Genomic DNA, 15,128 nt, shown 5'->3' with positions numbered 1-15,128 from the left:
CCGTTCTCAGATGCCCTGGGTGAGGCCGCCGTCGACCAGCAGCGTCGTCCCGGTGATGAAGCCGGCCCGCTCGCTGGCGAGGAACGCGGCGGCGGCGCCGAAGTCGGCGGGCGAGCCGAGCCGGCCGAGCGGGATGCCCGCGGCGATCCCGGCCAGGCCCGCCTCCCGGTCGGCGCCGAGGAGCGCCTCCACGGCGGGGGTGAGGTGGTAGCCGGGCGCCAGCACGTTGACGGTGGTCCCGGCCGGGCCGAGCTCGCGGACGAGCGCCTTGGCGAACCCGGCGAGCGCGGGCCGCACGGTGCCGGACAGGGCGAGTTCCGGCGCCGGCTGCCGCATCGTCTCCGACGCGATCATCAGGACGCGGCCCCAGCCGGCGTCGCGCATATGCGGGACGGCGGCCTGGACGAGCGCGATGTGCGACAGCACGCACAGCTCGACGGCGTCGCGGTAGGCGTCGAGGCCGAACCCGAGGGCGGGGCCGGCCGGCGGCCCGCCCGCGTTGGTGACCAGGACGTGCAGCCCGCCGAGGCCGGCGGCGGTGCGGTCGACCCAGGCGGCCGCCGCCTCGTGGTCGCGGACGTCGAGCCGGGTCGCGACGGCGCGTCCCGGCCCGGCCGCGTCGATCTCCTCGCGGGCCGCCTCCAGCCGCGCCTCGTCGCGCCCGCAGAACGCGACGTCGGCGCCGGCGGCGGCGAGCTCGCGGGCGGTGGCCAGGCCGAGGCCGCTGGTCGCGGCGGCGACCAGCGCGACCCGGCCGCGCAGTCCGAGATCCATCAGGCCTCCGCGGGGATGCGGGCGGCCGGGGTCGGCCGCAGCGGGTAGCGGTAGCGGGCCAGCAGCGGCAGCGCGAGGACGGTGGCGACGGCGCGGGCGGGCGCGGGCTGGGCGCGCACCCACGCGTCGTCCTCCCGGATCCGGACCGGCCCGTGCCGCAGCCGGTCGGGGTTGCCGGTCACGGTGTGGTTGACGCCGAGCCGGGCGGTGCCGGCGCCGTCCACGGGCGGGTCGCCGGTGAGGCCGGCGTGCGCCATCACCCGCGCCAGTTCGGCGCGCGGGTCGGCGGTGAAGTCCTCGTAGCGCAGCCGCAGGCAGCGCTCGGGGAACGCGCGGGCGACGCGCTCGGACGCGAGGTTGAAGCCCGTCCAGTAGGCGGTGCTGCGGGCGGGGCCCATCGCCGGGATGTAGTCCTTCGCGCGCCGCCACGACTCGGCGGTGGCGCGCGGGTCCCGGACGACGTGCAGCACGCGGGCGTCGACGCCGGGCGCGCCGCACAGCGCGGCGGCCTCGGCGGGGAACTTGCCGGTGTCGACGATCAGCCCGGCGCCGGACTCCGCCGCGATCGCCTCGTACAGCCGGACCAGGTCGGCGACGGCCGGGTGCGCGGCGCGGACGTGCCGCGCCTCGGCGAGCCGGCGGCCGGTGTGCCGGGTCCGCAGCGCGGCCCGCTGCCGCGCGACGGCGCGTTCGGCGTGCCAGGCGGGGTCGCCGCCGGCGAGCCGGGCGATGACGCCCTTCCACAGCGGGCACGCCGGGACGTCCCGCCCGCAGCCGCACAGGGTGTTGGTGCCGCGGCCGAGGACGCCGTTCGTCCACAGGTAGCGCAGCTCGCCGGCGTGGACGGCGCCCGGCAGCTCGCCGAGCAGGTTGCCGAGCAGGGTGGTGCCGCTGCGGCACCAGCCCGTCACGTACAGGACGCGGACCATCAGCGGCGCCCGGCGCCGGAGCCGACGACCTTCCGGACGGCCTCGACGACGTGGTCGCGGTCCCGCGCGGTGAGGTTCGCCGACAGCGGGATGTCGATCGACTCGTCCAGCCGCGCGGCCGTGGCGGGGTACTCGGCGCGGGCGCGCTCGGCGTCGGGGAACAGGAACCGCCAGTTCCAGAACGCGCGGACGTTGGTGTCGCCGGGGTCGCCGAGGGCGCGGGCGTCGATGCCCTCGGCGCGCAGCGCGGCGGCGGCCCAGGCGGTGCGGCGGGCGCCCGCGCCCGGCAGCCGGAACACCAGCGCCTCGCCGAGGTAGGCGCCGTCGGCGACGGGGCGGCGCAGCGCGAGGCCGGGCACGTCCGCGAGCCGTCCCGCGACGTCGTCGTAGTTGCGGTGGTGGGCGGCGAGCCGCTCGGGCAGGCGGCGCAGCATCGGGCGGGCGAGCGCGGCGCGGATCTCGTCCATCCGCAGCCCGAAGATCGGCAGGGCCAGGTCGTCGACGGGCGGCGGCGCGCCGTCGAAGTGCCGCGCCATCCGGCCCTCGTAGGCGCCGGAGTAGACGACCGCGCGGGCGTGCACGGACGGGTCGCGGGCGAGCAGGAACCCGCCCTCGCCGGTGTTGAGCGACTTGTCGGACTGGGTGCTGAACGCGCCCGCGTCGCCGATCGTGCCGAGGAGGCGGCCGCCGAGCCGGGCGCCGAGCGCGGGCACCGCGTCCTCGACGACGGGGATGCCGCGCTCGCGGGCGAGCGCGCAGATCGCGTCCATGTCGGAGGCGAACCCGCGCATGTGCACGACGACGACCGCGCGGACGTCGCCCGTGAGGCGGCGGCGCAGGTCGGCGACGTCCAGGTGCAGGTCGTCGTCGCACTCGACGAGGACGGGCCGGTGCCCGGCGAGCAGCACCGCGCTGGGCGTCGCGGCGAAGGTGAAGGCGGGGCAGGCGACGCGGGAGCCGGGCGGCAGGTCCAGGGCGAGCAGCGCGAGCGTGATCGCGGCGGTGCCGCTGGCGCAGGCCAGCGCGTGCGGGACGCCGAAGTAGCCGCACAGGTCCCGTTCGAGCAGGCCGGTGCGGGTCTCGGCGTGGGGGCGGTGGTCGTAGCGGAAGTAGAGCCGGTCGCGGATCGCGTCGAGCGCGTCGCGCAGGTCGTCCTCGTCGATGAAGACGTCGCCCTTGTCGTAGGTCGGCCAGGGGTCGGTGCGCACCGGCGCGGCGCCGTCGATGGCGAGCAGGCCGGGCTGGACGTCCACGGTCATGTTCGTCTCCTCCACGGGGAACGGGAGCATCGCTCAGGAGTGCGGGGGCGCCAGGGCGAGCACGGCGGGCACGCCGGCGGGGCGGGCGCGGCGCAGCAGCCCGTAGCCGATGCCGGACAGGCCGGCGAGCAGGCCGGGGGCGGGGGCGGGCAGGGCGGTGCGCCACGGGCCGCCGGGCGGGGCGGGGGCGTCCTCGCCGAGGGCGGCGAGCAGGTCGGTGAGCCCGGACGCGCCGTGGCAGAGCGCGTCGTCGGGGAGGCCGGCGGCGGCGGCGGAGCGGGCCGTCGCGGCGGCGGCGTCGAGGGAACGCTCCAGTTCGGGAGCGGCGCATCCGGGCCGGGCGAGGAGGTCGGCGAGGGCGAGGCCGGTGCCGGCGGCGCCCTGGCACCAGCCGGGCTCGGGGTCCTCCGGCGGGACGGCGAGCGCCTTCGCGCGGGCGGCGTGGCGGGGGTCGCCGAGCAGGCCGTGCAGGCGGGCGAGGGCGAGCGCGGCGCCGGGCGCGCCGTAGCCGAGGCCGGGCCCGGCGGGTTCCATGGCCATGAGCCGCTCCCCGGACGCCCGTGCCGCGTCGCGCACCTGCTCTGCGGGCAGGACGGCGTGCAGCGCGAGCGCGGACAGGAGCATGCCCGCTTCGCCGTCCAGGACGTCCGGGCCGGGCGGGGAGGGGGCGGTGAGCAGCGCGTCGCGCGCCGCCTCGGCCAGGTCGGGGCGGCGGTGGACGGCGGCGGCGTGCGCCAGGTGGTAGACGGGACCGAGTGCGGGGACGTCCGCTCCGGCGCGCAGGCGCACGGCGACCTCGTCGGCGACCCGCTCGGCGAGGCGGGCGGCCCAGGGCTCGTCCGTGACGGCGGACAGGTAGGTCAGGAACAGGCCGATGCCGGGCAGGCCGCCGTAGAGGTCGAGTCCGGCGGGCGCGACCCGGCGGGACGCGGCGTCGACGACCTCGATGGTCGGCCAGCCGACGCGGTCGCCGTCGCGGACGGCGGTCTCGTCCAGCCGCCGGGCGATGGCGAGGGCGCCGCGCACCGGGTCGCCGTCCGGCGGCGCGGGGACGCGGTGCCCGGCGCGCGGGCGGGTGTCGAGCGCGGCCAGGCTCGCGTCGATGGTCTCCAGCTGGGCGGCGGCGCCCTCCGCGCGCAGCCCGGCGAGACGGGCCGCGGTCTCCGCCAGCGGCGCGGCGGGCAGGACGCCGGGCAGCCGCGTGCCGTCCTCCAGCCACAGGTCGCGGTGCCCGGGGCGGATCTCGAACACGGGCACCTCGCCGCGCCGCAGCGCCGCCTTCTCCGCCGCGATCAGCGCGGCGCGGTGCGGGACGCCGGGCCAGCCCGCGTCGAGCCGGGCGAGGCCGCGCTCGTGGACGGCGGGGTCGCGCGCCGCCTCCGGCCGCCAGCCCTCCAGCAGCAGCCGGACGTAGAGGAACGTCGACAGCTGGATCAGCCGCACCGGGACGTCCGCGCAGCCGTCCAGGGGCCCGCCCGGCGCGAGCAGGGCCGTTCCCGCGGCGGCCAGGCGCCGGTGGGCGAAGGCGTACCCGGCGGTGAGCGCGTCACGGTGCGCGCGGGGGTCGGCGGTGCCGCCGTCCGGCAGGCGCAGCCGCCCGGCGGGCGCGGGGACGTCCCGGTAGCCGAGCCCGGCGCGCATCTCGTCGGTGCCCGCGTGCTCGACGACCGGCGTCGGGATGAGGGAGCGGCGGCCGGGGGCGATGCCGAGCGGGCTGATGTCGACGCCGAAGGGCAGCTCGGTGCCGGTGTCCGGCATCACGAGCGGGCCGGGGAGCAGGCCGGTGCGCAGCACGGACGCGGCCAGCCGCTCGGCGGCGGGGTCGCCGAGCCGGGCGCGGCGCGCCATCGGCTGCGTCCCCTCGGTGTGGAACAGGGCCTCCAGGTCGATCACCACGGGGTCGGCCCCGGCGGCGATCACGTTGTCGGCGTGCAGGTCGTAGCCGTGGACGGCGTGGGTCAGCGCGAGCAGGGCGCCCATCCGCCAGAAGAACGCCGGGAGCCGCTCGGGCGCGCAGGGGGCGGGCTCGACGTACTCGCTCCAGCCGCGGTCGCCGCGGTCCAGCAGCCGGATCCGCCGCAGCGGGTGCGGCACGCCGCCGGACGCGTTGAACCAGCCGAGGAGGCGGTCGAAGCAGTGGTCGACGGCCAGGCAGCGGGGCTTGTACACGAGGGTGCCGCGCTCGAACCGGACGAGCGCGACCGTCCGGCCGCCCCGGTGCGTCTCCTCGGACCCGAAGCGGACGTCGGCGACGGCGCCGAGCTCGCCGAACGCCGCGGTGAGCGCGGGAAGGTCGGCGGCGAGGTCGCGGGCGAACGCCGCGCGGGCGGCGGTCCAGGCCTCCAGCAGGCGGGCGGCCTGCCGGGCGAGGACGGGGTACCGCGCCCAGATCCGGCGCGCCTCCGCCGGGTCGCGCAGGGTCGCCGTGAACGCGTCATGGCGCCGCTCGGGGGTGTCGCCGGGCAGGCCGCGGCGGCGCGCGGCGGCGAGTTCCCGGGCCAGCGCCGGCTGGAGGGCCATCGAGAGCCAGCCGAGCGGCGGGTCGCGCGGCAGCAGGCCGGGCAGGCCGGCCAGGCCGTCCGGGAGCGGCGGGCCGGCGGCGAGCCGGTCGCGCAGGTCGTCCCGGGCGGCGCCGATCAGGGGCCGTGCGATCTCCAGCAGGCCGAGGCCGTCCAGGTCGCCGGGGGCGCCGGGGCGGGCCGCGGTCGGGGTGCTCATCCGCCGTCACCCGGCGGGTCGCCGGCCTTCTCCCGGGTGGCGCGGGCGGCGCGCAGCGGGCAGCGGGGGGCGGGGCGCGCGGCCGGCCGGGGGCCGGTCCCGCGCCGCGGATCGAGCACCGGATCGGTGAATGCCGCAGCTCCCCCGGCCGCATTATCCGGCTTCGCCATGGCACCTCCCGAACCAATCCGTTACGAAGTTCTACCATGACCGATTTTTCGGAACAAGATCGAGCGAGGCCCTTTTAATTTCCGCGATCCTGTGCTTACTCTCGGGGTTGGCACGGTGCAGGATCGGCGCCGTGCATTTGTCGGCCGGCCCGAGATCCGGACGGCCGCGAAAGGTACGTCTGATGGGAGTTCTGCGTGCTGGACTACCTCATCGATGACCCCGGGCTGCGCGAGCGCGGCCCCGGCGAGGAGCTGGCGGTCGCGGTCGCCAGGGCCGCCGGGGGCGACGCCGCGGTCCGGATCCGGGCGCCGCTGACGACGCTGTTCCCGCTGGCCTCCACCCGGCCCCGCCCGACCGTCCGCGAGCAGACCAAGGGCGGCACGGTCACCGACCGGACCCTGCGCTACGTGCGGGAACTCCGCGACACCGGGAGCGGCGAGGACGGCCGCTCCGGCACCCGCTACGGCGCGACGCCGGAGGCGGTGTTCCGCCCGGCGCTCGCCAAGGCCGAGCTGACCGAGATCTCCGTCTCCGTCCCGGTGCCCGCCGAGCTGTGCGCCGACCCCGCGCTGCTGGCGCGGTTCGTCGACCACCGCGTCATCGTCCGCCTGTGCACCGTGGAGAACGAGGTCCTCCTGCGCGGCAGCGACGACGGCGCGATCACCGGGCTGCTGCGCCTGGACGGGCTGCGCCGCCTCGCGGCCCCGCCGCCGGACGCCGCGCCCGGCCGGGTGCTGGACGCGCTGATGGCCGGCTGCGCCGAAGTGGAGGAGATGGGCGGCTCGTGCGACGGGATGGTCATGCACCCCGCCCTGTACTGGCGGCTCGTCGGCGGCGGGGCGCTGCCCGCGCTCGACGCCGCCGGGCTGCGCCTCACCCGCACCCGCATGATCGAGCCCGACCGGGTGCTGCTCGGCGACTTCCGCGCCGGCATCACGCTGCTGGACGGCGAGGAGTCCGCCCTCGCCCTGCGCCGGCCCGCCGGCGGGAACGGCGCCGGGGACGGCGCCGGGGAGGCGGCGATCACCGCCTCGATGCGGCTCGGGCTGGCCGTCCACCTCCCCCAGCACTTCCTGCTGCTGTCCCTCTGACCTGCTCGGACGCGGTCGTCCCGGCGCCCTCGCGCGCCCCGGCGGCCGCCCGCTCCCCCGGGCCCGGACGTCCGGGCCCGTGTCCGCCGAGAAGTGGAGGTGCCCCATGCGCACGCCCCCGTGGTGACCCGTCCGCGATCGTCCGTCCCGTCCCGGCGAGAGCAGGAGGTGAATCGCATGCGCACGCCCCCGTGGTGATGTTCCGCGCTCCCGTCCCGCCCCATCGGACCAGGAGGTGAATCGCATGCGCACGCCCCCGTGGTGATTTGCACCGAAGAAAAGCGCACGACACCGGGGTAAACCGGCATGCGCGCTCCGTGAAGGGCCGGAAGGCGGCAGAACAATGGCCGATGCCAGTACCGCCTTCCGCATTTGCGCCGAGGTAATTCGGTCGCACTAATTCATGGATGCGGGCGCCGGATTCACCGGTCGCGGTGCAGCGGCGCCCGCGGCGCCCTCCGGGGCCGCGGGCGCCCCCCGTCCCGGGCGGCGGCGCCGGCCAGCGCCGTAGCCGCCAGGCCCGCCGCGAGCCCCGCCCACGCGATCCGGAACGCGCCGCCGGTCGGCTCGTGCAGCACCGCGGCGAGCCCGCCGATGCCGGCCGCCGCGCCGGCCGACCGGGCCAGCATGATCAGCGCGCTGCCGCTGCCGAACCGGGCGGGCGGGACGGCGGCCATCGCGATCGTCTCGATCGCCACGGCCGCCGCGGCCATCCCGGCCGTCCCGGCGATGAGCGCGGGCAGCACCACCAGCGGGTAGCGGGGCCCGGCGCCGAGCGCCTCCGCCACCAGGGGCCAGCACCACCCGGCCGCGCCCACCGCGCCGCCCGCGACCGTGACCGCCCGCGCCCCGGCCCGCCGCACCAGCGGCCCGCTCAGCCAGGACACGGCGGCCGAGGTCAGCGGGCCGGGCGTGAGCGCGAGCGCGGCGGCGAGCACCGAGTAGCCCCAGTGCTCGGTGAGGAACAGCGCCACGCACAGCGCCACCGCGAACTGGGTGACGCTCAGCAGCACCATCGCCGCGTTGCCCACCGCCGTCGTCGCGGCGCGCAGCAGCGTGAAGTCGGCGGCCGGGCGCGGATGGCGCAGCGACCGGCGCACCCCGAGGCAGGTCAGCGCGAGGCCGGCGGCGAGCGCGCCGAGGGTCGGCGCGGCCGTCCAGCCCCAGCCGGGGCCCTGCACGACGCCGAGCACCAGCGCGGCGACCCCGGCGGCGAGCAGCGCGGTGCCGAGCAGGTCGGGCAGGCCGCGCCCCGCGGCGGGCCGGGCCGGGACGCCCGCCGCCGCGCACGCCAGCGCGAGCGCGCCGATCGGCAGGTTGACCAGGAAGATCCAGCGCCAGCCGCCGGCCGCCAGCAGCGCCGCGCCGAGCGCGGGCCCGCTCGCCCCGGCGATCCCGGACACGGCGCCGAGCAGCCCGAACGCGTGCCCGGCCCGGCCGGGGAACTCGCTCAGCCCGACCGAGATCGACAGCGCGACGACCGCGCCGCCGCCGGTCGCCTGGAGCATCCTCGCGAGCACCAGCGTCACCGGCCCGGCCGCGAGCGCGCAGGCGGCCGAGCCGAGCGTGAACACCGCGAGCCCGGCGAGGAAGATCCGCTTGGGGCCGAGCCGGTCGGCCATCCCGCCGGCGGGCAGCAGGACGGCCGCGAACACCACCGTGTACGCGGTGATCGTCCAGGACAGCCCGGCGAGGGTGCTGCCGGGGAAGGCGCGCAGCAGCTGCGGGATCGCGACGCTGACGATGTTGTAGTCGACCACCGCCATGACGTTGGCGAGGACGACCGAGGTCAGCGCCAGCGCCCGGCGCCGGGACGGGCCGGCCGGCGCGGTGCGGCGCCGGGCGAGGGACCCGGCGCTCACCGCGCGGCGGCCGCGCGCGCCCTCCGGGCGAACTCCTCCTCCAGGACCCGTTTGCGGACCTTCCCCGTCGGGGTCCTGGGCAGCTCGGCGACGACCTCCAGCCGGTCGGGCTCGTAGCCGGGCGTCATGCCCGCGTCCGCGACGCGCTCGCGCAGCTCCTCCAGCGTCGGCGGCGGGCCGCCCGGCGCGGGCACGACGACCGCCACGATGGTCTCGCCGAGCCGCGGCTCCGGCTCCCCGACGACCGCGACCTCCGCGATCCGCGGGTCGGCGCGCAGGATGCCCTCGACGGTGACGCCGGGGACGTGCAGCCCGCCCTTGTTGATCATGTCCTTGGTACGGCCGATGATCTTGATGCCGCCGCGGCCGTCCGGCCGGGCGAGGTCGCCGGTGACGAACCAGCCGTCGTGCAGCGCGGCCTCGAACACCTCGTCGGCGCCCTCGTAGCCCAGGCACATGTTCGCGCCGCGGATCTCCAGCCGGCCCGGACCGTCGGCGACGGCGGCGCCGTCCTCGCCGACGAGCCGCAGCGACATCCACTCGACGGGGCGGCCGTCGCTGCGGGCGGCCCAGTCGGGCGGGTCGTCCGGACGGCCGATCGTGACGCCACCGTTCTCGGTCATCCCCCACAGCGGCCGGACCGGGAACCCGAACGCCTCCAGGAACCGTCCCGGCAGGTCCGGCGGGATCGGCGTGGAGCCGGTGACCATGTGCCGCAGCGCCACCTCCCGCGGGTCCGCGCGCTGCTCGGCGACCAGCTCGTCCAGGACGAGCGGGGTGAAGTAGGCCGCGGTGATCCCGTACCGCACGGCGAGGTCGAGGAAGTCGCCGGGCTTGAACGCGTCCGCCCAGACGGCGGTGGCGCCCGCGACGAGCGGCGCCAGCATCCCGTAGAGCCAGCCGCCCTGCCCGCCGACGATGCACGGCGTGGACAGCACGTCGTCCTCGCCGAGCCCCAGCGGGACGGTGTAGGAGCGCGCCATCGCGTACAGCGTGTTGTGCGAGTGCCGGACGCCCTTCGGCCGCCCCGTCGTGCCCGAGGTGTACATGATCTGGAAGACGTCGTCGCCGGACGGCCGGTGCCGGGGCGCCGTGCCGCCCGCCGCGAGCAGGCCGCTCTCGAAGCCGACCGCGCCGGCCGGGACGTCGTCCCCCACCACGATCTGGTGGCGCAGGCCGGGGAGCCGGTCCCGCATGCCGGCGATGGTCCCAGCGATGTCGAGGCCGCGCACCCCGTCCAGCGACACGACGGCGCGGGCGCAGGACTCGCGCAGGATCCACTCGGTGTCGGCGGCGCCCGTCGCGATGTAGTACGGGACGACGACGGCGCCGGCGCGCCCGCAGCCGAGCGCGAGGACGGTCGCCTGCCACTGGTTGACCAGCTGCATCGCGACCCGGTCGCCGGGCCCGATGCCGAGCGCGGCGAGCCCGGCCGCGCAGCGGTCCACCCGCTCGGCCAGCTGCGCGTAGGTGAGGACGGCGTCCGGCCCGTCCCCGGTCTCCCAGACATGGCCGACCACCGCCGGGCGGTCGGGGGCGGCGTCCGCCCACCGGTCGAGGTCGTCGAGGAATGTGCCGTCCCGCCACCAGCCCCGCCGCCGGAACTCGTGCGCGTCATGGACGTCCGTCACGATCTGCCCCTTCCATGCCGGGTGACTTGATCATCACCACGGCGGGGCGGACGCGGCAACGGCCACTGTTGACGAAGACCGGACGGGCCGGTCGGCACCCGCGTCAGGCGATCTCGCGCCAGTCCAGCACGGGCGCGGCGGTGTCCCGGACGGCGGCGAGGAGCCCGAGCCGGTTGGCGCGCACGCCCGAGTCCTCGGCCATCACCATCACGTCGTCGAAGTAGGCGTCGATCGGCCCGACGAGCGCGGACGCGGCGCCGGCGAACTCCGGCAGCGACGGCCGCGCGGTCAGCTCGGCCTTCACGCGGGTGAACGCCTCGTGCAGGGCGTGCTCGGCGGGCTCGGTGAACAGCGCCGGATCGTACCCGGCCCCGGCGCCGGCGGGGACGATCCGCAGGACGCGCTGCAGCGCCGTCGTGAGCCGCTCGAACGGCGCCGACCCGAGCAGCTCCGCCAGGTCGGCGGCGGCCCGCGCGGCCTGGGCGGGCGCGCCCGCCAGCGGCAGCACGGCCCGGACGACGCGCACCGGGTGCCCCTCGTCCAGCAGGTGCTGCTCCAGGCGGCGCGCGACGAACCGCTCGGCGTCGGCGAGCGCGTCCGGGGCGACGGCGACGGGCTGGTGCCGGGCGGCGACGGCGAGGCCGTCCCCGACCGTGACCGGCGCGAGGCGCGGGACGTCCCGCAGGACGGCGGTCAGCGCGAGCGCGGCGCGGCGCAGCCCGAACGGGTCGGAGCTGCCCGTCGGCGCCGACCCGACGGCGAACAGCCCGGCGAGCAGGTCGAGCCGGTCGGCGGCGGCGAGCACGGCCCCGGCGGCCGTCGCGGGCGGCGCGTCCCCGGCGGCGCGGGGCATTTCCATCTCCAGCAGGGCCTGGGCGACGCCGTCGTCCTCCCCGGCCCGGCGGGCGTACTCGCGGGCCATCGTCCCGGCGAGGCTCGGCAGCTCGATGACCATGGACGAGGCCAGGTCGAACTTCGCCAGCGCGGCGGCGCGGCCGAGCACGGCCCGCTCGGCGGCGGTGAGGTCGAGCCGGCCCGCCAGGTCGGCGGCGATCGCGGCGATGCGGGAGGACCGGTCGGCCATCGACCCGAGCCGCTCGGTGAACGTCAGCCTGCCGAGCCCTTCCTTGATCTGCTCGGGCGCGCTGCGCAGGTCCTGCCGGAAGAAGAACGACGCGTCCTCGTACCGGGCGCGCAGGACGGCCTCGTTCCCGGCCCGGACGGCGTCGTGGTCGCAGTCGCCGTTGGCGACGGTGACGAAGTGCGGGAGGAGGCGGCCGGCGGTGTCCCGCACCGGCAGGTAGCGCTGGTGCCTGCGCATGACCGTGGTGAGGATCTCCTCGGGCAGCTCCAGGTAGGCGGGGTCGAACGACCCGAGGATGGCGACGGGCTCCTCGACCAGGTTCACGATCTCCTCGACGAGGGCGTGCTCGGCGGTCAGGGCGACCGTCCCGCCCCGGCTGCCCGCGAGGGCCCGCGCCGCCTCGGCGATCCGGGCCCGGCGGCGGGACGGGGCGGGCTCGATCCCGTGCTCGCGCAGCACCGCGACCAGCGACGCGGCGTCCGGCACGTCGACGCGCGGCGTCGCGGACGTCCGGTGGACGCGGGTCGCGCGCCCGGCGGTGAGGCCCCCGGCCGCGACCGGGACCTCCCGGTCGTCCAGCAGCGCCACCAGCCACCGGATCGGGCGGGCGAACGACAGGCCGGGCGCGTTCCACCGCATGTTCTTCCCGGCGCGCAGGCCGGTGACGATCTCCGGGAGCAGCCCGGCGAGGACCTCGGCGGCGGAGCGGCCCGCGACCGTCCGGGTGTAGCCGGCGTACTCCCCGCCGGCGACGGTGATCTTCCGGACGCCGGAGACCTCGATGCCGTGGCCGCGCGCGAACCCCTCCAGCGCCCGCGTCGGCTCGCCGGACGCGTCGTAGGCCGCGGCGAACCGCGGCCCCTTCACGACCTGCTCGGTGTCGGGCTCGCGGGCCTCCAGGCCGTCGACGAGCACGATGACCCGGCGCGGCGTCGCGTAGGCGGTGAGCGAGGACGCGTCCGTGAGCAGGCGGGCCTCGGCCAGCCCGTCGCGCAGCCGCCCCTCGACGTGCTCGGCCGTCCTCCCGACCTCGCCCGGCGGCAGCTCCTCGACGCCGATCTCCAGCGCGAACGTCCCGGCGGACGCGGCGGCCGGCAGGTCGCCCGGCCCGGCGGCGGCGGGCCGCGCCGTCGCGTCGCCGAGGGGGTGGCCCAGTTCGGCGCGGCGCTCCACCCACAGCGCGGCCACCTCGTGGGCGAGGCCGCGCATCCGGGCGAACGCGCGCGCCCGCTCGGTCGTGCCGATCGCGCCGCGCGCGTCCAGGACGTTGAACGCGTGCGAGCACTTCAGCACGTAGGAGTGGGCGGGGACGGGCAGCCGCGCGTCCAGCATCCGCCGCGCCTCGGCCGCGTACGCCTCGAACAGCTCCCGGTTCGCCGCGATGTCGGCGTCGTCCAGGTAGTAGCGGCTCATCTCGTACTCGGCCTGGCCGAACGCCTCGCCGTAGGTGATGCCGGGGGCGTACCGGATGTCCTTGAAGTGGGAGACGCCCTGGAGCGCCATCAGGATGCGCTCCATCCCGTAGGTGATCTCGACCGAGACGGGGTCGAGGGTCAGCCCGCCCGACTGCTGGAAATAGGTGAACTGGGTGATCTCCAGGCCGTCCAGCCACACCTCCCAGCCGAGCCCCCACGCGCCGAGCGCGGGCGACGCCCAGTCGTCCTCGACGAACCGGACATCGTGCGCGCGCAGGTCGACGCCGAGCGCGGCGAGGCTGCCGAGGTACAGCTCCTGCGCGTCGCCCGGCTCCGGCTTGAGGACCACCTGGAACTGGGTGTGGGTCTGCAGCCGGTTCGGGTTGTCGCCGTAGCGGGAGTCGTCGGGGCGGACGCTCGGCTCGGTGTAGGCGACGCGCCACGGCTCCGGGCCGAGCACGCGCAGCGCCGTCGCCGGGTTGAGCGTCCCCGCCCCCACCTCGGTGTTCATCGGCTGCGCGACGAGGCAGCCGCGCCCCGCCCAGTAGTCGGTGAGCCGGATCAGGGCGTCCTGCATGGTCAGCACGGGAAGTCTCCAATGGGCGCGGAAGGGACAAGCCTAGAAGCGCCCGAGACCTCGCTCGATCGCGACGCGCACGGGAGACGCCGCGGGAAGGGGGTCGGCGGGGACCAGCGGCGGCTGCGCCATGAACCGGGGGCGCGTCCCGCGGTGGCGCTGCGCGGCGTGGACGAGGAACGGGTGGCACAGGTACACGTCCCCGGCGCGGCCCGTCGCGTGCGCGACCGGCCGGTGCTCGGTCGCCGGGACCGCCTTGCCCGCCAGCTCCATGAACGCCAGGCCGACCTCGCCGGCGGGCTCCAGGATCGGCGGGACGTCCAGGTGGGAGCCCACGCGGATGCGGGTGGGGCCGTCGTCCTCGGCCACGTCCGAGAACAGGAACAGCATCAGCAGCGCGCGGGCCTTCGAGACGGCGTTCACCCGGTAGGCCATGAAGTCGGCGGGGTCGTCGCCGGGGAAGGACGCGTCGATGTGCCAGCCGTCGTCGCCGGGCGGCTCCTCGCTGGGGAACCGCACCGGGAACGTGCCGAGGCTCCCGCGCGGCAGCCAGGCGCCCGCGCCGACGACCGCGTCGAACGCGGCGCGCAGCCGGGGCGTGTTCGCGGCGGCGCGGAACGGCTCCCCCGCCTGGTCGCCGAGGCGGACCACCGGCCGGGTCCAGGTCGCGGGATCATCGGGGTCGCAGCCGGTGCCGCGCCACAGGATCGCCCGGCACTCGGCCGCCAGGTCGCGCGGGACCGCCTCGTCCACCCGCACGAACCCGTCGGTGATGAAGGCGTCGACGTCGGTCATGCCGCCCAGGGTCGCAGGGCGGCACCGGCGGGGGCGACCGAATTACCGGCGGCCCGCGTTCACCGGCGCACGACGTTCAGCTCGACGCCGCCGACGATGCGGCCGCGCAGCAGTTCGGCGAGCCGGTCGGAGACCCGCTGGACGGTGCCCCGCTCGTCGTGCCCCGGGGCGACCGAGAACCGGACGGCGACCTCCGCGGACGTCCCCTCGGTCACCCGGACGCCGGTCACCGACGGGTCGGAGCCGAACGCGGCGTCGACGGCGGCGAGGACGTCGGGGTCCTCGTGCGGCGGCGGGACGGGACGGCCCTCGGCGAGCAGGTGCAGGCGCAGCCCCTCCACGGCGAACGGGACCGGGCCGGCGACGTCCACGACCAGGGCGTCGGCGCCCTCGTCGAGGGCGGCGCGGCACGCGTCGCCGCCCCGCACCGTCACCGGGCGGGCGTCCGCGCGCCACGCCTTCATCGTCTCGGCGCAGGTGAAGCCGAGCACGCCGCGCCGCCCGTCGTCGCCGATCAGCGTGGGCAGCGCCATCTCGCTCGACTTCTCACGCCGCAGTTCGCCGGGCGCGACCTCTTCCTCCTCGGTGAGGACGGCGACGATCGGCACGAGCAGCCGGGCGTTCTGGAGCCGCCGCAGCACCGTGTGCGCGCCGACGCGGCCCGCGGCGTACCCCGTGAGCGCCTCGCACAGCCGGGGATCGGCGCCGCCGTCGTCCCCGGGGATCAGTGGTTCGGGAATGGTCAGTCCGGACACGCCAGGCAGGCTATAACCTCAGGCGACCGCCGTGGGCGACTACCCGGATACTCTCCGTCCCCGTCCG

General features: G+C 77.5%; 10 protein-coding genes. 1 reads left to right on the top strand and 9 read right to left on the bottom strand.

All coding sequences use genetic code 11. The features are described 5' to 3' along the window. Window positions 1–6: 6 nt before the first annotated feature. The 4 genes from HUT06_RS15640 to HUT06_RS15625 are packed head-to-tail and all read right to left on the bottom strand — an operon-like array spanning window position 7 to window position 5,680. Complete coding sequence (locus HUT06_RS15640) at window positions 7–774, bottom strand: SDR family NAD(P)-dependent oxidoreductase (protein ID WP_176196405.1); 768 nt, start codon at window positions 772–774, stop codon at window positions 7–9. Continuing rightward, window positions 774–1,703 carry a sulfotransferase gene (locus tag HUT06_RS15635; protein WP_176196404.1) on the bottom strand — a complete coding sequence of 310 codons (930 nt, stop codon included), beginning with the start codon at window positions 1,701–1,703 and terminating at the stop codon, window positions 774–776. The genes HUT06_RS15640 and HUT06_RS15635 overlap by 1 nt, the downstream gene beginning before the upstream one ends. Beyond that, entirely contained in the window at window positions 1,703–2,962 is a 1,260-nt protein-coding gene (locus HUT06_RS15630) for a DegT/DnrJ/EryC1/StrS aminotransferase family protein (protein WP_217711309.1), read from the bottom strand. The genes HUT06_RS15635 and HUT06_RS15630 overlap by 1 nt, the downstream gene beginning before the upstream one ends. A gap of 33 nt (window positions 2,963–2,995) precedes the next feature. Continuing rightward, window positions 2,996–5,680 (bottom strand): type 2 lanthipeptide synthetase LanM family protein, encoded by a 2,685-nt coding sequence (locus HUT06_RS15625; RefSeq protein ID WP_176196402.1) that lies wholly within the window; start codon window positions 5,678–5,680, stop codon window positions 2,996–2,998. Window positions 5,681–6,045: 365 nt separating this feature from the next. On the opposite strand from HUT06_RS15625, the gene HUT06_RS15615 reads away from it, so the two are divergent. Beyond that, window positions 6,046–6,942: a family 3 encapsulin nanocompartment shell protein gene (locus tag HUT06_RS15615; protein WP_217711308.1), complete on the top strand. Its 897-nt coding sequence runs from the start codon at window positions 6,046–6,048 to the stop codon at window positions 6,940–6,942. A gap of 422 nt (window positions 6,943–7,364) precedes the next feature. Here HUT06_RS15615 and HUT06_RS15610 read toward each other — a convergent pair whose 3' ends face one another. The 5 genes from HUT06_RS15610 to HUT06_RS15590 form a co-directional block, all read right to left on the bottom strand. Beyond that, entirely contained in the window at window positions 7,365–8,804 is a 1,440-nt protein-coding gene (locus tag HUT06_RS15610) for an MFS transporter (protein WP_176196400.1), read from the bottom strand. Beyond that, on the bottom strand, window positions 8,801–10,435 hold the full coding sequence (locus HUT06_RS15605; RefSeq protein ID WP_176196399.1) for an AMP-binding protein: 1,635 nt from the start codon (window positions 10,433–10,435) through the stop codon (window positions 8,801–8,803). The genes HUT06_RS15610 and HUT06_RS15605 overlap by 4 nt, the downstream gene beginning before the upstream one ends. 103 nt (window positions 10,436–10,538) lie before the next feature. Further along, window positions 10,539–13,511 carry a glycine--tRNA ligase gene (locus HUT06_RS15600; protein ID WP_176201386.1) on the bottom strand — a complete coding sequence of 991 codons (2,973 nt, stop codon included), beginning with the start codon at window positions 13,509–13,511 and terminating at the stop codon, window positions 10,539–10,541. 42 nt (window positions 13,512–13,553) lie between these two features. Then, entirely contained in the window at window positions 13,554–14,306 is a 753-nt protein-coding gene (locus HUT06_RS15595; protein ID WP_176196398.1) for a phytanoyl-CoA dioxygenase family protein, read from the bottom strand. A gap of 59 nt (window positions 14,307–14,365) precedes the next feature. Further along, window positions 14,366–15,061: an SseB family protein gene (locus HUT06_RS15590; RefSeq protein ID WP_176196397.1), complete on the bottom strand. Its 696-nt coding sequence runs from the start codon at window positions 15,059–15,061 to the stop codon at window positions 14,366–14,368. Between the last annotated feature and the right edge of the window lie 67 nt (window positions 15,062–15,128).

This window comes from Actinomadura sp. NAK00032 (assembly GCF_013364275.1).
Classification (GTDB): Bacteria; Actinomycetota; Actinomycetes; order Streptosporangiales; family Streptosporangiaceae; genus Spirillospora.
Note: the sequence above shows the minus strand (reverse complement) of the source record. Positions and strands in the feature narration are given on the sequence as shown.